This is a genomic window from Mesorhizobium sp. B2-8-3 (genome assembly GCF_006440815.1).
Lineage (GTDB): Bacteria > Pseudomonadota > Alphaproteobacteria > Rhizobiales > Rhizobiaceae > Mesorhizobium.
Genome location: NZ_VFTW01000004.1, coordinates 1 through 13268, shown reverse-complemented (window position 1 = coordinate 13268; position 13268 = coordinate 1). Strand labels below are relative to the sequence as shown.

The 13268-nt window shown below is 64.9% G+C and carries 14 protein-coding genes; 6 read left to right on the top strand and 8 right to left on the bottom strand.

Features of this window, described 5'->3' with window-relative positions; translation table 11 throughout:
• Positions 1 to 380: 380 nt before the first annotated feature.
• A complete protein-coding gene (locus FJ418_RS07730) occupies positions 381 to 1415 on the top strand; it encodes an aspartate-semialdehyde dehydrogenase (RefSeq protein ID WP_140864644.1) in 1035 nt (344 codons plus the stop codon).
• Between the two features lie 505 nt (positions 1416 to 1920).
• Here FJ418_RS07730 and FJ418_RS07725 read toward each other — a convergent pair.
• Complete coding sequence (locus tag FJ418_RS07725; RefSeq protein WP_140864642.1) at positions 1921 to 2328, bottom strand: ACT domain-containing protein; 408 nt, start codon at positions 2326 to 2328, stop codon at positions 1921 to 1923.
• Positions 2329 to 2490: 162 nt separating this feature from the next.
• On the opposite strand from FJ418_RS07725, the gene FJ418_RS07720 reads away from it, so the two are divergent.
• The 4 genes from FJ418_RS07720 to FJ418_RS07705 all read left to right on the top strand — a co-directional run bounded on the left by FJ418_RS07720 (position 2491) and on the right by FJ418_RS07705 (position 5089).
• Positions 2491 to 3396 carry a bestrophin family ion channel gene (locus FJ418_RS07720; protein ID WP_140864641.1) on the top strand — a complete coding sequence of 302 codons (906 nt, stop codon included), beginning with the start codon at positions 2491 to 2493 and terminating at the stop codon, positions 3394 to 3396.
• Between the two features lie 331 nt (positions 3397 to 3727).
• Positions 3728 to 4138 (top strand): DoxX family protein, encoded by a 411-nt coding sequence (locus tag FJ418_RS07715; protein ID WP_140864639.1) that lies wholly within the window; start codon positions 3728 to 3730, stop codon positions 4136 to 4138.
• Positions 4139 to 4150: 12 nt separating this feature from the next.
• Positions 4151 to 4678, top strand: a complete 528-nt coding sequence (locus tag FJ418_RS07710; protein ID WP_140858010.1) for an SRPBCC family protein — start codon at positions 4151 to 4153, stop codon at positions 4676 to 4678.
• A 147-nt stretch (positions 4679 to 4825) separates the two neighbouring features.
• Entirely contained in the window at positions 4826 to 5089 is a 264-nt protein-coding gene (locus tag FJ418_RS07705; RefSeq protein ID WP_095770014.1) for a YMGG-like glycine zipper-containing protein, read from the top strand.
• 73 nt (positions 5090 to 5162) lie between these two features.
• On the opposite strand, the gene rpsP is transcribed toward FJ418_RS07705, so the two are convergent.
• The 7 genes from rpsP to FJ418_RS07670 form a co-directional block, all read right to left on the bottom strand.
• Positions 5163 to 5564 carry a 30S ribosomal protein S16 gene (gene rpsP, locus FJ418_RS07700; protein WP_140658644.1) on the bottom strand — a complete coding sequence of 134 codons (402 nt, stop codon included), beginning with the start codon at positions 5562 to 5564 and terminating at the stop codon, positions 5163 to 5165.
• Positions 5565 to 5611: 47 nt separating this feature from the next.
• The gene (locus FJ418_RS07695) at positions 5612 to 5938 is read right to left on the bottom strand and encodes a chorismate mutase (protein ID WP_140658643.1); all 327 of its coding nucleotides are present in this window, start codon (positions 5936 to 5938) and stop codon (positions 5612 to 5614) included.
• Positions 5939 to 5945: 7 nt separating this feature from the next.
• The gene (gene ffh, locus FJ418_RS07690; RefSeq protein ID WP_140864637.1) at positions 5946 to 7526 is read right to left on the bottom strand and encodes a signal recognition particle protein; all 1581 of its coding nucleotides are present in this window, start codon (positions 7524 to 7526) and stop codon (positions 5946 to 5948) included.
• Between the two features lie 270 nt (positions 7527 to 7796).
• Complete coding sequence (locus tag FJ418_RS07685) at positions 7797 to 8747, bottom strand: type II CAAX endopeptidase family protein (RefSeq protein WP_140864635.1); 951 nt, start codon at positions 8745 to 8747, stop codon at positions 7797 to 7799.
• 146 nt (positions 8748 to 8893) lie between these two features.
• Positions 8894 to 9499 (bottom strand): DUF1236 domain-containing protein, encoded by a 606-nt coding sequence (locus tag FJ418_RS07680; protein WP_140647871.1) that lies wholly within the window; start codon positions 9497 to 9499, stop codon positions 8894 to 8896.
• A gap of 86 nt (positions 9500 to 9585) precedes the next feature.
• Entirely contained in the window at positions 9586 to 10665 is a 1080-nt protein-coding gene (locus FJ418_RS07675) for a putative zinc-binding metallopeptidase (RefSeq protein WP_140864633.1), read from the bottom strand.
• A gap of 69 nt (positions 10666 to 10734) precedes the next feature.
• Positions 10735 to 11982 carry an NAD(P)/FAD-dependent oxidoreductase gene (locus FJ418_RS07670; RefSeq protein WP_140864631.1) on the bottom strand — a complete coding sequence of 416 codons (1248 nt, stop codon included), beginning with the start codon at positions 11980 to 11982 and terminating at the stop codon, positions 10735 to 10737.
• 155 nt (positions 11983 to 12137) lie between these two features.
• Between FJ418_RS07670 and FJ418_RS07665 the strand changes: the two genes are divergently transcribed.
• Complete coding sequence (locus FJ418_RS07665; protein ID WP_140707258.1) at positions 12138 to 12941, top strand: lytic transglycosylase domain-containing protein; 804 nt, start codon at positions 12138 to 12140, stop codon at positions 12939 to 12941.
• Positions 12942 to 13268: the final 327 nt, after the last annotated feature.

The following is a 13268-nucleotide window of genomic DNA, read 5'->3' as shown; positions in this document are numbered from 1 at the left end:
TAACTGTCGAAGTCGGCGCCGCCCCTCATCCGCCCTTCGGGCACCTTCTCCCCGTATAGTGACGGGGAGAAGGAGAGCGTTGCGCCAATTGACTCTTTCATCAAACCGCGTAAAAGCCCGCGTCGAACGGGATCGTTTTTCGATGCGCGGCCTTTTGATGGCTCTTCTTGCATTCGACTCCCCCAGCCACAATGTAACGCATTGGGCTGGGCGCTTAGACGCGTCCGTCCGTTCCAGCAAAACTACGGCCAAAACCACCACCAAAACGGTGTGATTCCCTTGGCCTAACCACCCTCTCCCGGGTCCGGCCCGGGGGCGGAACCCGCATGAGGCCGGCGGGTTTCTCCAACAACCAAGCGGAGAGGGACAGGAGATATCAGATGAGTTTCAAGGTTGCGGTAGTCGGCGCCACGGGCAATGTGGGCCGCGAAATGCTCAACATTCTGGACGAACGCGGCTTCCCGGTGAGCGAAGTGGTGGCGCTGGCGTCGCGGCGCAGCCAGGGCACCGAAGTGTCCTTCGGCGACCGCACGCTGAAGGTCAAGGCGCTCGACCAGTACGATTTTTCCGATACCGACATCTGCGTCATGTCGGCGGGCGGCAATGTGTCGAAGGAATGGTCGCCGAAGATCGGCAAGCAGGGCTGCGTCGTCATCGATAATTCGTCGGCCTTCCGATACGATCCGGACGTGCCGCTGATCGTGCCGGAGGTCAACCCGGACGCGATCTCGCTGTTTACACGCAAGAACATCATCGCCAACCCGAACTGCTCGACCGCGCAGCTCGTCGTGGCGCTGAAGCCGCTGCATGACGTCGCCACCATCAAGCGCGTCGTCGTCGCCACCTACCAGTCGGTCTCCGGCGCGGGCAAGGAAGGCATGGATGAGCTGTTCACCCAGACCCGCGCGGTGTTCGTCGCCGACCAGGTCGACGTCAAGAAGTTCACCAAGCGCATCGCCTTCAATGTCATCCCGCATATCGACGTCTTCCTCGACGACGGCTTCACCAAGGAAGAGTGGAAGATGGTCGCCGAGACCAAGAAGATGCTCGACCCCAAGATCAAGCTGACGGCGACCTGCGTGCGCGTGCCGGTGTTCATCGGCCATTCGGAAGCCGTCAACATCGAGTTCGAGAAGCCGATCACGGCGGATGAAGCGCGCGAGATCCTGCGCGAGGCGCCCGGCTGCCAGGTGCTCGACAAGCGCGAGAACGGCGGCTACATCACGCCGCTCGAATCGGCCGGCGAGGACGCAACCTTCATCTCGCGCATCCGCGAGGATTCGACCGTCGACAACGGCCTGTCGATGTGGGTTGTCTCCGACAATCTGCGCAAGGGCGCGGCGCTGAACGCCGTGCAGATCGCCGAGCTGCTGGTCGAGCGCGGCCTCATCCAGCCGAAGCAGAAGGCGGCTTAATCTCGCTCACGGGCCGCACCGCCGCTGCCGCGGCTGGCCTCCGCGGGGGCGCCGGAAAGCCGGCGGCCCGCGGTCGCGGGCTCGGCCTTCGGCAGTTTGTTTTCGCTCACGGGCCGTGTCGCCGCTGCCGCGGCGGGCCCTCCGCGGGGGGCGCCGGACGACCGGCGGCCCGCAGTCGCGGGCTCGGCCTTCGGCAGTTTGTTTTCGCTCACGGGCCGTATCGCCGCTGCCGCGGCGGGCCCTCCGCGGGGGGGCGCCGGACGACCGGCGGCCCGCAGTCGCGGGCTCGGCCTTTGGCCGGGACGCCCTTCCTTCTCCCCGTTCAACGGGGAGAAGGTGCCCGAAGGGCGGATGAGGGGCAGCGCCGGCCTATGAGTGACCGGACCGAAATCACCCTACGCCCGGCCATCGGCTCCGATGCCGCCACCATCGCGAAATATCCAGCAGGCCTTCCTTGTTGGCCGAGCCGTCGCCGAAACCATCTCTACGCGCTCAGGCGCTGAGTTCACCCGCCGCTTTCCGCCGCCAACCGCTGCAATGTGGCCAGCGCCTCCTCCGCCCGCTCCGCCGGCACGAAGAGATGGTCGTGATAGAAGGCCGAGACCGGATTGACGCCCATGCCGGCCGCCGCGAGCCGTCTCGTGATGGCGGCGAGGAAGCCGACGGCTTCCAGCGAGGAGTGGATGTCGAGCGTGATCATCCGGCAGCGGAACGTTCCGGCAAGGCCGGCGGCCTTCGCCTCGTCTTCGGTCGTGATCAGGGTCAGGCCTTCCCGCTCGCGAAATTGCATGATGGGATCGAGTCTCGCCGGGACCGGCGTGTCCGGCGCCAGCGTCGCGAACACATAGACGTCGGCAAGCAGTTGCGGCGTCATTGACGCGAGCAGTTTTTGCAGCTCGGTCTCGCCCGTCATCGTCGCTCCTCCTCTTGGCAGTCGCAGTCGTATGTCTCAATACATGCAAGGGCCGACGGTCCGGCCGTGCCGACGACATCTCGATGTCGCTTGCTGTCGCGCCGCGGGCATCGACCGCACAATAAGACATCAAAGCCAAGCCGGCTTGCAAAGGTTAACCCGATGATCGTCCGACCGCGCCCGACATTCCTGCAATTGTTCTTCATCATGCGTGGTTCGGTGGTGCCGCGCATCCTGCCGCAGATTTTCGGCTTCGCCCTCTATTCGGCGGTCATCCTGCTGCTCGCGCGGCAGTTCCATCTCGACCTCAGCGCTTTCAGCATCGCGCCTTTCGGGCTCGTCGGCGTGACGCTCTCGATCTATCTGTCGTTCCGCAACAACGCCGCCTATGACCGATGGTGGGAGGCGCGCAAACTCTGGGGCGCGCTGGTTTTCGAGATACGCAACCTGGCGCGCGCCACCACCAGCCTGGTCGGCGACCGCGCCGAGCAGCGCGCGCTTCTGATGGAGGCGCTTGCCTTCTGCCACCTGCTGCGCGGGCAACTGCGCAAAATCGACAGCATAAAGGATGCCCGCGCCTTCATCGGCGACGAGGTCGACAAGGCCGCCGCCCGCACCAATCCGGCCGACGACATGGTCCGCCGCATGGGCCGGCGCGCCAATGCGCGGCGCGAGGCGGGCGCGCTCGACCCGATCGGCTTCCGCATCCTCGATGAAAGGCTGGCCGCGATCGCCGCCATCCAGGCCGGCTGCGAGCGGATCGCCGGCACGCCCTTGCCCTTCGCCTATACGCTGCTGGTGCACCGCACGGCCTATGTCGTCTGCCTGCTCTTGCCGACCGGCCTGGTCTCGACCACGGGTTGGGCGACGCCGCTGTTCACGGCGCTGATCGCCTATACGTTCTTCGGCCTCGACGCGCTGTCGGAAGAGCTCGAGGACCCGTTTGGCATCGAGGCCAACGACTTGGCGCTCGACGGCCTTTGCCGCGTCTGCGAGATCTCCGTGTTCGAGGCGCTGGACGAGACGCCGCCGAAGATGATCGCGGCCGACAAGTTCTACTTCTCTTAGGAGGTCGACCCACGAGGGCTCTGCCCTCGGAGATTGGTCGAAAGCGCTGTGTTCTCTTCGTCATTCTAGGGCGGAGCAAGGAGCGAAGCGACGCGGCGCAGACCCTAGAATCATGCCGTGGCGTTGGTCACGGGCGCCATCGGGCCAGAAGTTAAGATCGCCTGGCTGGAGCTTCATTCTAGAGCGCTGCATTCTTCGTTCGACGTCACGGCATGGATACTCGGGTCAAGCCCGAGTATGACGAAGGCGTGTAGGATCGCGGCATGTTCCTTCGTCCTTGGATCGAACCCGGCAAATGGCCGGCATTCGAAACCATCAGGAGGGAATATCCATGAGCATTTCCGAAGCCGCGCCTGCTTCAAAAGGCGCTTTGTGGGCCGGGCGCGCGCTCAGCGGCGTCATCGTCCCGTTCATGATCTTCGACGGCGCCATCAAGCTGCCGCCGCTCGACATCGTCACGCAAACGATGGCGCAGCTCGGCTGGCCGGCCGATCCGAATGTGGCGCGCATGCTGGGCGTCATCGGCCTGATCTCGACCGCGCTCTACGCATGGCCACGCACGTCGGTGCTCGGCGCCATCCTGCTCACCGCCTATATGGGCGGCGCGATTTCGACGCATGTGCGGATTGGCAACCCACTGTTCTCGCACACGCTGTTCGGCGTCTATCTCGGCATTATCCTGTGGGGCGGACTCTATCTGCGCGACGCAAGAGTGCGCGCGCTGATCCCGTTTTCGCGATAGGGAGGAGAAGAGATGTTTGCCACTATCCTCATCATCCTGGCCGTCATCATCGCCGCCGTGCTGGTCTATGCCGCGACCCGGCCGAACGATTTCGTCGTCACCCGCTCGGCCAGCATCAAGGCGCCTGCCGAGACGATCTTCCCGCTGATCGACGATTTTCGGCGCTGGCCCGAATGGTCGCCCTACGAAAAGCTCGACCCCGGGATGAAGCGCACTTTGTCCGGCGCCGAAAGCGGCAAGGGCGCGGCCTATGCCTGGGAGGGCAACAGCAAGGCCGGCAAGGGCCGCATGGAAATCGTCAACTCGGTGCCGTCCTCGCTGGTTTCGCTCAAACTCGATTTCGAAAAGCCATTCAGGGCCAACAACACTGTCGATTTCTCGCTTTCGCCGTCCGGCGAGGGCACCACGGTCACCTGGGCAATGCGCGGCGCAAGGCCTTTCATTGCCAAGCTGATGGGCCTGTTCATGAATTTCGACACGCTGATCGGCAAGGATTTCGAGGCTGGGCTGGGCAATCTGCGGCGCCTCGCCGAGCGGTGAAAACCACGAAGTTTCAATGCGTTGGCGCTCAGTACCGTAAATCCGGCCGGCGCGTAGCCGGCCAATCTTCATCATCTGCGGGATCAATTCAGCTGTTCGTGAGTTTAGGGCATGGCGGCGAGGACGGCGCTTGAGAGAGGAACAGCAATGAAGAAAGCAATTACCATCCTGGTGCTGACGGTGGCCCTTGGCGCCTGCTCGCAAACAGAAAAGGGTGCTGCGATCGGCGGCTTGGGCGGTGCGGCGGTCGGTGCCGCGGTGGCAGGCGATCCGGTGCAAGGCGCGGTGGTCGGCGGCGCTGTTGGCGCAGTGGCCGGCGCGCTGATCGGTCATGCCAGCGAAGCCGGCCAGTGCCGCTACCGCGACCGCTACGGACGCGTTTATGTGGCGCGCTGCCCGTCCGGCTATTGAGGCATCGGACCGGACAATCGAATAAAAAACGGCGGGCATGGGCCCGCCGTTCTCGTTAATGAAAAAGCCGTGATTACTCGGCGGTGGCGGCTTCAGCCTCGGCCGGCGCAGCGGTCGCCGCGGCGGCGGCAGCGGCCGCGTCTTCCTGGGCCTTCTTCAACAGGGCGGCTCGTTCTTGCGCCTTCTTGCCGGGCAGGGCCTTGTTCGGGTTCGAGCGGGTTTCGCGCTTGGCAAGGCCGGCCTCGTCGAGGAAGCGCAGCACGCGGTCGGTCGGCTGGGCGCCATGCGACAGCCAATGCTTGACGCGATCGGCGTCGACCTTGACGCGCTCGCCGTCCTTCGGCAGCAGCGGGTTCCACGAGCCGAGCGACTCGATGAACCGGCCGTCGCGCGGCGAACGGGCGTCGGCGACGACGACGTGGTAGTAAGGACGCTTCTTCGAGCCCGCACGGGCCAGTCTGATCTTCAGTGCCATTGTTTTCTCCTAAAAGCTCTGATTTCGTTGAATAAGTCGGGGTTTCTTCAACCCGTTTTCGTCACACCATTGGAAGCGGCGATCTGTTCGTGATGCCGGATCACCTCGCGGACGACGAAGTTCAGGAACTTCTCCGCGAAATCCGGGTCGAGGTTCGCATCTTTCGCCAACTGGCGAAGGCGGGCGATCTGCTGCTGCTCGCGCGACGGGTCGGCGGGCGGCAGGCCATGCTCGGCCTTCAGGACGCCGACCGCCTTGGTGCAGCGGAAGCGCTCGGCCAGCATATGGATGAGGGCGGCGTCGATGTTGTCGATCGAAGCGCGGTAGCCAGCCAGGATGGCGCGTGCGTCGGCCATGTCTTTCTCCTCGTTCATCGCCCCCTCACTTCTTTTTCCCAAGGCCGGGCAGCCCGCCGCCGCCGACGCCCGGAAGACCCGGAAGCTTCATGCCGCCGGGCAGGCCCGGCAGTCCGCCGCCACCGGGCAGGCCGCCCGGCATGCCTTTGCCGAGACCGGCGGACTGCGCCTGCTTCTGCAGGGCCTCGAGCTGCTTGGGATCCATCCTGGAAAGATCGGGCATGCCGCCGCCCGGCATCATGCCGCCAAGGCCCATTTTCGAGGCGAGGCCGCCCATCATGCCGCGCATGAGGCCGCCGCCTTTGCCCTTGCCGCCCATTGCCTTCATCATGTCGGCCATGCCGCGGTGCATCTTCAACAGCTTGTTGATCTCGGCCGCGTCGGTGCCGGAGCCGGCGGCGATGCGCTTCTTGCGCGAGTGTTTGAGCATGTCGGGGTTGGCGCGCTCGGCCTTGGTCATCGAGGAGATGATGGCGAGCTGGCGGCCGAACATCTTGTCGTCGAGACCGGCGGCGGCCAGCTGGTCCTTCATCTTGCCCATGCCGGGCATCATGCCCATGATGCCGCCCATGCCGCCCATTTTCGACATCTGCTGAAGCTGTTGGGCGAGGTCGTTCAGGTCGAACTTGCCCGATTGCATCTTCTTGGCCATCGCCGCCGCCTGCTCGGCGTCGATGGTCTCGGCGGCCTTCTCGACGAGCGAGACGATGTCGCCCATGCCGAGGATGCGGTCGGCGATGCGCTTGGGGTGGAATTCCTCCAACCCGTCCATCTTTTCGCCGGTGCCGATCAGCTTGATCGGCTTGCCGGTCACGGCGCGCATCGACAGCGCCGCGCCGCCGCGGCCGTCGCCGTCCATGCGGGTCAGCACAAGGCCGGTGATGCCGACGCGTTCGTCGAAGCTCTTGGCAAGGTTCACGGCGTCCTGGCCGGTCAGCGAGTCGGCGACCAGCAGGATCTCGTGCGGGCTCGACACCTTCTTGATGTCGGCCATCTCGACCATCAGCGGCTCGTCGATATGGGTGCGGCCGGCGGTGTCGAGGATGACGACGTCATGGCCGCCAAGCCTGGCGGCCTGCACAGCGCGCTTGGCGATATCGACCGGGCTCTGGCCGGCGATGATCGGCAGGGTGGCGACCTTGGTCTGCTCGCCGAGCTGGCGCAGCTGCTCTTGTGCTGCGGGCCGCCGCGTGTCGAGCGAGGCCATCAGGACCTTCTTGTTCTGCCGCTCGGTCAGGCGCTTGGCGATCTTGGCCGATGTCGTCGTCTTGCCGGAGCCCTGCAGGCCGACCATCATGACGACGACGGGCGCCGGCGCGTTGAGGTCGATGGCGACGCCCTCGGCGCCGAGCATCTCGACCAGCTCGTCATGGACGATCTTGACGACCATCTGTCCGGGCTTGATCGACTTCAGCACCGCGGCGCCGACCGCCTTCTCGCGCACCTTGTCGGTGAAGGAGCGAACCACTTCCAGCGCGACGTCGGCCTCGAGCAGCGCCCGGCGCACCTCGCGCAAAGCCGCCGAGACATCCGCCTCGGACAGCGCGCCGCGGCCAGTCAGGCCGTTCAGGATGGAGCCAAGACGCTCCTGGAGGGATTCAAACATCTGCGGTCCTTGATCTCGGTGGGTTTCGACCGAGAGGTAGTGCGTTCGCGCCGGGTCGCCAAGCAAAAGCGCAAAGCCAAAAAGCACCCGGGGGCGCATCGCGCTGCCGGGTGTTGGCCTCCAGGATCTCTTTACAGCACCAGCCTCAAGAGGCTTCGGCGTCCTGGTCGGCTTTCGCGAAAGAAAACTCGTCGCGGAATTCAGCGGCTCTAGACAGGAAATTGGCCGCGGAGTCAAGGCTCGGGCCAAAACGCCGCCATTTGGGGCACCTCATAGCGGGCTTTGCCGGGTCGCCCCGACCCGCAGCGGCGAGCGCCGGTGCAAAAGCAGCAGCATCGTCAGAAGCGTGCTGACGACGCCGATCGCGGCGATGAGAACGGCGTCCAGATTGGTCCAGCCGGGACCTTCGAGGGGCTTGGCATTGAGCAGCGCGAAGGAATTGTAGCCCTCCTGGTGCGAGATCAGCAGGAAGCCGGTCAGATTGTTGCCGAGATGGGCGCCGAAACCGGCGCCCAGATTGCCGGTGACATAGACCAGGAGCGTGAGCAGCAGCGCAAAGGTGCCGATCGAGACCAGCACGCAGGCATTGATGGCAAGTGTCGAGGCCGAATTCCAGTGCAGCGACGCGAACAGCAGCCCGGGCAGCAGCGCCCAGACCAGCGGGCTGCTGAAGCGATAGGCGAGGCCGCGCAGCAGATAGCCGCGAAACAGCATCTCCTCCGACGAGGTCTGCAGGAAGGCGAGCAGCACGATCGGCACCAGGAAGAGCAGCCAGGACGAAAAGGCGATCGGTCCGCGCGCGATCTCGGGCTGCAGCCAATAGAGCAAGACCTCGGAAAAGAGCGAGGTGATCATCACCGCGGCCAGGCCCTTGAGGAAATCGCCGCCCGCGACGCGGCGGCTGACGCCGAACAGGGCCGACAGCGGCTCACCGTGGACGAAGCGCATCGCCACCCACAGGCCGATCCAGATGCCGGCAAAAGAGGTCAGCGCGCTCAGGATGCCGGTGGGCGATGCCAGGAAGTCCTGCATGTAGCGCCCGGTCGAGGGGCCGGGGAGACGCCAGACAATGTAGAGATAGGTGCCGGCAAACAGCACCAGAGCCGTCATCGCCATCCAGAAGGCGATGACGATCGCCGTCCCGAAGAACAGGCGCAGCAAATTGGTCTTTTCGTTCGGCGAGCGGCGATAGCGCTCGAAGGCGGCATTTTCGATCGTCACGCGGCTCCCCTGCCGAAGGCTTTCGCCACATGGGTCTAGGAGATCGGCAGTTACCGCGCAATTACCGTCCACGCGGAGTTGCCGCGAGCAGGATCAAAAAACGGCCGCCAGCGATGGCGGCCGTTATCTGACAGCGATCAGGCCGATCAGCGCATCACATAGACGATGCGCCGCGTGCCAGGGTCGACCAGCGCCGGCTGGTTGTTCACATAGACGTAGCGATACCGGTAATCGGGGATCTCGCGCAGCTCGACCGTGTCGGGCAGTGTGGCGCCGGTCACCACCTCGCCGTCGAGATAGACCGGGTCGACCCGGTGCGTGGCGACATAGGTGCCGACCTCGGCCGGCGGCCTGCCGATCGACTCGATGGCGTCGTCGTTGGAAACGATGGCGCCGGTGTAGGTATCGGTCGTGTAGATGTTGTCGGTCGGCGGGGCGACGACGGCGATCTCGGCATTGGCCGGGCGGCGGGTCACGACGACGCGGCTGCCGCCGAAATCGCCCGTCACATAGTCGGAATAGACCCAGCCCTTGCCGTCGGCTTCGGCGATCGTGCACCATTTGCTGCCTTCGATGCAGCCGTTAAGCGTGGCCGACTGCCCTGCCGCCAGCACGCCGATAACCGGATATTGCGGCCCGGGGCCGGCGCGAACGTTCAAGTCGGTCACCGCCTGTACGGGAGTGTCGGCGAAAGCTGCGCCCGAGATTGTGAGCAGCGCACCGGCCAGAGCCGGAAACAACACGCGTGTCATGGTTCTTCTCTCCGTTTTCAACGCTCCCTCGGGATCGGAAACGAAACAAAGGCTTATGCGTTCCGGCTAAAGTGCTTTGCGCCCGCTCACGAATTGTTCCAGGCCTTTTTCGGCGCGCCTGTCAAAAGATCGTGCACGAATGCGAGTTTGCGCGCCGCCACCTCGGAAATCACGAAGGGGTAAAGATCCGGCAGACCCATGCAGCGGTTGATCGAGTTGGATGCCTCCGACAATACCAGCCAGCGGGCCAGGATCCTTTCAAATGGCTCCGGATCCAGGTCGGGATCGGCGGGCGCCGGGTGCAGACGGCCACCAGTGTCGCCGCGCGGGATGGCGTCGGCATCCACGGTCTCCAGCCGGCCCAGCGGAAAATTCAGCGCATGGACCATTTCCAGCGTGTCGGCGATGTGGAGATGATGCGCCCAGGTCTCGGCCCAGTCCTCCCAGGGATGGGATGCGGCATAGGCGGAGATGTGGCGTTGCTGCCAGTCCGGCGGCGCGCCATTGGCGTAGTATGCCTTCAGGGCCTGCTCATAATCGGCCTGCTCGTCGCCGAAGAGCGCGCGGAAGACTGAAAGCCGAGCGGGATCGCCACGGATCAGCCGATCCCAATAATAATGGCCGAGCTCGTGACGGAAATGGCCGAGCAAGGTGCGGTAATTCTCGCCCATCTCGACGCGTCGTCGCTCGCGCTCGACAGAATCGGCCTCGGCAACGTTGAGCGTGACCAAGCCGTTGTCATGGCCGGTCAGGATGCGCTCTCCGCCCGGACCGGCGCCGATCGGGTCGGCGAGGAGGTCGAAGGCAAGGCCGATCTCATCCTTGGCGTCGGCCTTGGGAACGACCGGCAGGCCAAAGGCGAGCAGTGAATAGACGGCCCGCTTCTTCGCTGCTTCGACCCGGATCCAGCGCCGACGGTTGCCGTCGATGGAAAGGTCGGGAATGACCTGGTTGAGGGCGCAGGCGCGGCAGAAAGTCCGGCCAGCCTCGGCCCGCCAGTTGCAGGCGCACTCGTCGGCATTGCCGCATGCGGCAACGCCGCTCGCACCCGCCAGCAGGAAACGTGCTTCGTACGGGTCGTAGAGCACCAGGCTGGAACAGTTCAGACACTGGGCGTTCTCGAAATAAAGGCGGTGGCCGCAGTTTGGACAGTCGAACAGCTTCATCTTGTTTTCAACATGCGGAAGAGGTGGAAGCCTCGTCGAAACGTCCGCCGGGCCTCCGGCGTTCCGAAGCTATTTCGTAGCGAGCTGGGCAATGACCTGCCGGGCCACGCTTTCGCCCGAAAGCCTGGCGTCGCCGCAGGTCTGGATCAGCGGGCCGGCGACATGCTCGCCGGCGAAGAAGATCTTTTCCGCCAGCGGCTGCAGCAGCGTCGCGCGCGCCTCCGAACGGCCAGGGCGCGCCGCGGCATAGGCGCCGCGCACAAAGCGCTCCGCGCCCCAGTTGGTCATCATGGCGCGGCCGACATGCTTCCTTACGTCGCCGCCGAAGATGCCGCACAGGCGGTCGACGACGAAATCGACCCCGGCCGCCTCGCCGGCGGCCGACATTTCCCAGGCGAAGTCGCCGCCGACGAAACCGACCATCAGGTCGAGATCGAAGGGGAAGCAGAGGAAATAGATGTCGTGCCTGGCCATGCGTTCGATCAGAAGGTCGTCGAAAGGTTCAAGGCCGAGCCGCGTGCCCTTGATCTCCACCGGCAGCTTGGTCAGCATGCCCATGGGCAGGTCGAAGAAGGCGCCGAAATGCGCGTCGGGCAGCGCCGGCGAGAACTCGATCTCCTCGAAGGCGAGCACGGCCGGCGAGGCGGTGACGATCACCGCCTTCGCGCGCACCGTGCCGCGGTCGGTGACGCAGGCGACGCCCGGTACATCCCAGAGGATCTTGCGCACCGGCGTCGACAGCTCGACCGGCACATCGAAGCCGAAGCGCGCGACCAGCGCGCCGAACCCTTCCTTGCTGAAATAATTGGGGTCGAGGTCGGCGGCCGCCTGGAAGTCGCGGATCGAGATCTCGTCCTCGTCGGCGCCGAAATCCATCGGGCCGGCGAAGGTGGCGGCCGCGCGCGGCGCCTGGCCCTTGGCGAGCAGCGCCGACAGCCGGTCGTCGTCGCCTTCCTCGACCTGGTGATTGGCGAGCAATTCGAACAGCTTGGCATCGGCCGCCTTCATCTCGGCCTCTTCCTCCTCGCCCGCCTTGCGCTTGCGGTAATAGAGGTGGTCGACATTCATGTCGTGGTGATGCAGCGTCCAGCCGGCCGCCTGGGCGTCCGGAAAATAAGGATTGCGGTCTGCCGCGTGCAGCCAGGCGCAGCCAATGTCGAAGGGCACGCCGAAATGGCGGTCGCTGGTCCAGGCACGGCCGCCGATGCGATCCATCGCCTCAAGAAGAAGGAAGGAAAGCCCGGCCGCTCGAAGCGTCTTGGCCGCGGCAAGCCCCGCGGAACCGGCGCCAATGATCACGACGTCAACGTCTTTCATGAGGCAAGCCCGCCACACCTGATGCCTGATCGTAGGCAAATTGCCCTTCTTTCGCCAGTGTCGGGTGTCACGTCCCCGGCGGGGGCGGTGACAATCAGGCGTTTCGCTGGCAAATTCGCAACCGAGACGTGATTCAAGGCAACCAGGAGACGGATATGGCATTTTTTGCCAAGGGAAGGATTTTCGTGGCCGCCGCGGCGGTGGTGGCGATGTTTGGGCTGGCGACAGGCGCCGAGGCCGCGGCCAGCTGCGGCAAGAACGGCGCCGGCTTCGACGCCTGGAAGCAGGACTTTGCCGCCGAGGCCAAGGCCAATGGCGTCGGCCAAAGGGGCCTTTCGGCGCTGGCCGGGGCGACCTACGCGACAAGGACGATTTCGGCCGACCGCGCCATCCACAAGGCTTTCAGCGGCTCGGTGGAGGCCTTCATGAAGCGCCGCGGCGCTTCCGCCATCATCTCGAGAGGCCGTGCGCTGAAGAAGGCGAACGCGGCGATGTTCGCCAATATCGAGCGGACCTATGGCGTGCCGCCGGGCGTGCTGCTGGCCATCTGGGGCATGGAGACCGGCTTCGGCGCCTCGATGGGCAACCAGAACACGGTGTCGGCCATCCTGACGCTCGCCTATGACTGCCGCCGCCCGGATTATTTCACCCCGCACGCCATCGCGGCGCTCAAGTTGGTCGATCGCGGCGCGCTCAGCGCCGCCTCGGTCGGCGCCATGCATGGCGAGATCGGCCACACCCAGTTCCTGCCCGGAAACGTGCTGAAATACGGCGTCGGCAGCGGCAACCTGCGCGACCGCAACACGGCGCTGGCTTCCACCGCCAACTACCTCAAGGGCCATGGCTGGCACGCCGGCGCGAGCTATGAGGCCAATATGGGCGCAATCGCCGGCTGGAATTCGGCAAGCGTCTACCAGCAGGCCATCGCCCGCATCGCCGAGGCGATCGACGCGGATTGATCTTTGAATCTCTGTTGAGCAGAACAGCCCGGCCATGCGCCGGGCTTTTTTGTTGGACTTGGAGATTGGCGAAAGCCGGGATGATGGCCAATCTCCCCCCTTGCGGGGGAGATGTCCGGCAGGACAGAGGGGGGTGCTGTCCCTCCAGCCTGTCCGGCAATCCTCACCATTTTCACGCTGGCGCCCAGCTGCAAATCAGAGAGGCAGCGATCCTTCACACCCCCCTCTGCCCTGCCGGGCATCTCCCCCGCAAGGGCAGGGCTATCGCATATGAGTGATCGCATTGATGAGATAGTCGTCGTTCCAGGCGCATTTCTTGATGCGATG

Coding starts and splice junctions, on each gene's coding strand:
- FJ418_RS07730 (WP_140864644.1), top strand. CDS start 381: ATGAGTTTCAAGGTTGCGGTAGTCGGCGCCACGGGCAATGTGGGCCGC.
- FJ418_RS07725 (WP_140864642.1), bottom strand. CDS start 2,328: ATGACGGGCGAGACCGAGCTGCAAAAACTGCTCGCGTCAATGACGCCG.
- FJ418_RS07720 (WP_140864641.1), top strand. CDS start 2,491: ATGATCGTCCGACCGCGCCCGACATTCCTGCAATTGTTCTTCATCATG.
- FJ418_RS07715 (WP_140864639.1), top strand. CDS start 3,728: ATGAGCATTTCCGAAGCCGCGCCTGCTTCAAAAGGCGCTTTGTGGGCC.
- FJ418_RS07710 (WP_140858010.1), top strand. CDS start 4,151: ATGTTTGCCACTATCCTCATCATCCTGGCCGTCATCATCGCCGCCGTG.
- FJ418_RS07705 (WP_095770014.1), top strand. CDS start 4,826: ATGAAGAAAGCAATTACCATCCTGGTGCTGACGGTGGCCCTTGGCGCC.
- rpsP (WP_140658644.1), bottom strand. CDS start 5,564: ATGGCACTGAAGATCAGACTGGCCCGTGCGGGCTCGAAGAAGCGTCCT.
- FJ418_RS07695 (WP_140658643.1), bottom strand. CDS start 5,938: ATGAACGAGGAGAAAGACATGGCCGACGCACGCGCCATCCTGGCTGGC.
- ffh (WP_140864637.1), bottom strand. CDS start 7,526: ATGTTTGAATCCCTCCAGGAGCGTCTTGGCTCCATCCTGAACGGCCTG.
- FJ418_RS07680 (WP_140647871.1), bottom strand. CDS start 9,499: ATGACACGCGTGTTGTTTCCGGCTCTGGCCGGTGCGCTGCTCACAATC.
- FJ418_RS07675 (WP_140864633.1), bottom strand. CDS start 10,665: ATGAAGCTGTTCGACTGTCCAAACTGCGGCCACCGCCTTTATTTCGAG.
- FJ418_RS07670 (WP_140864631.1), bottom strand. CDS start 11,982: ATGAAAGACGTTGACGTCGTGATCATTGGCGCCGGTTCCGCGGGGCTT.
- FJ418_RS07665 (WP_140707258.1), top strand. CDS start 12,138: ATGGCATTTTTTGCCAAGGGAAGGATTTTCGTGGCCGCCGCGGCGGTG.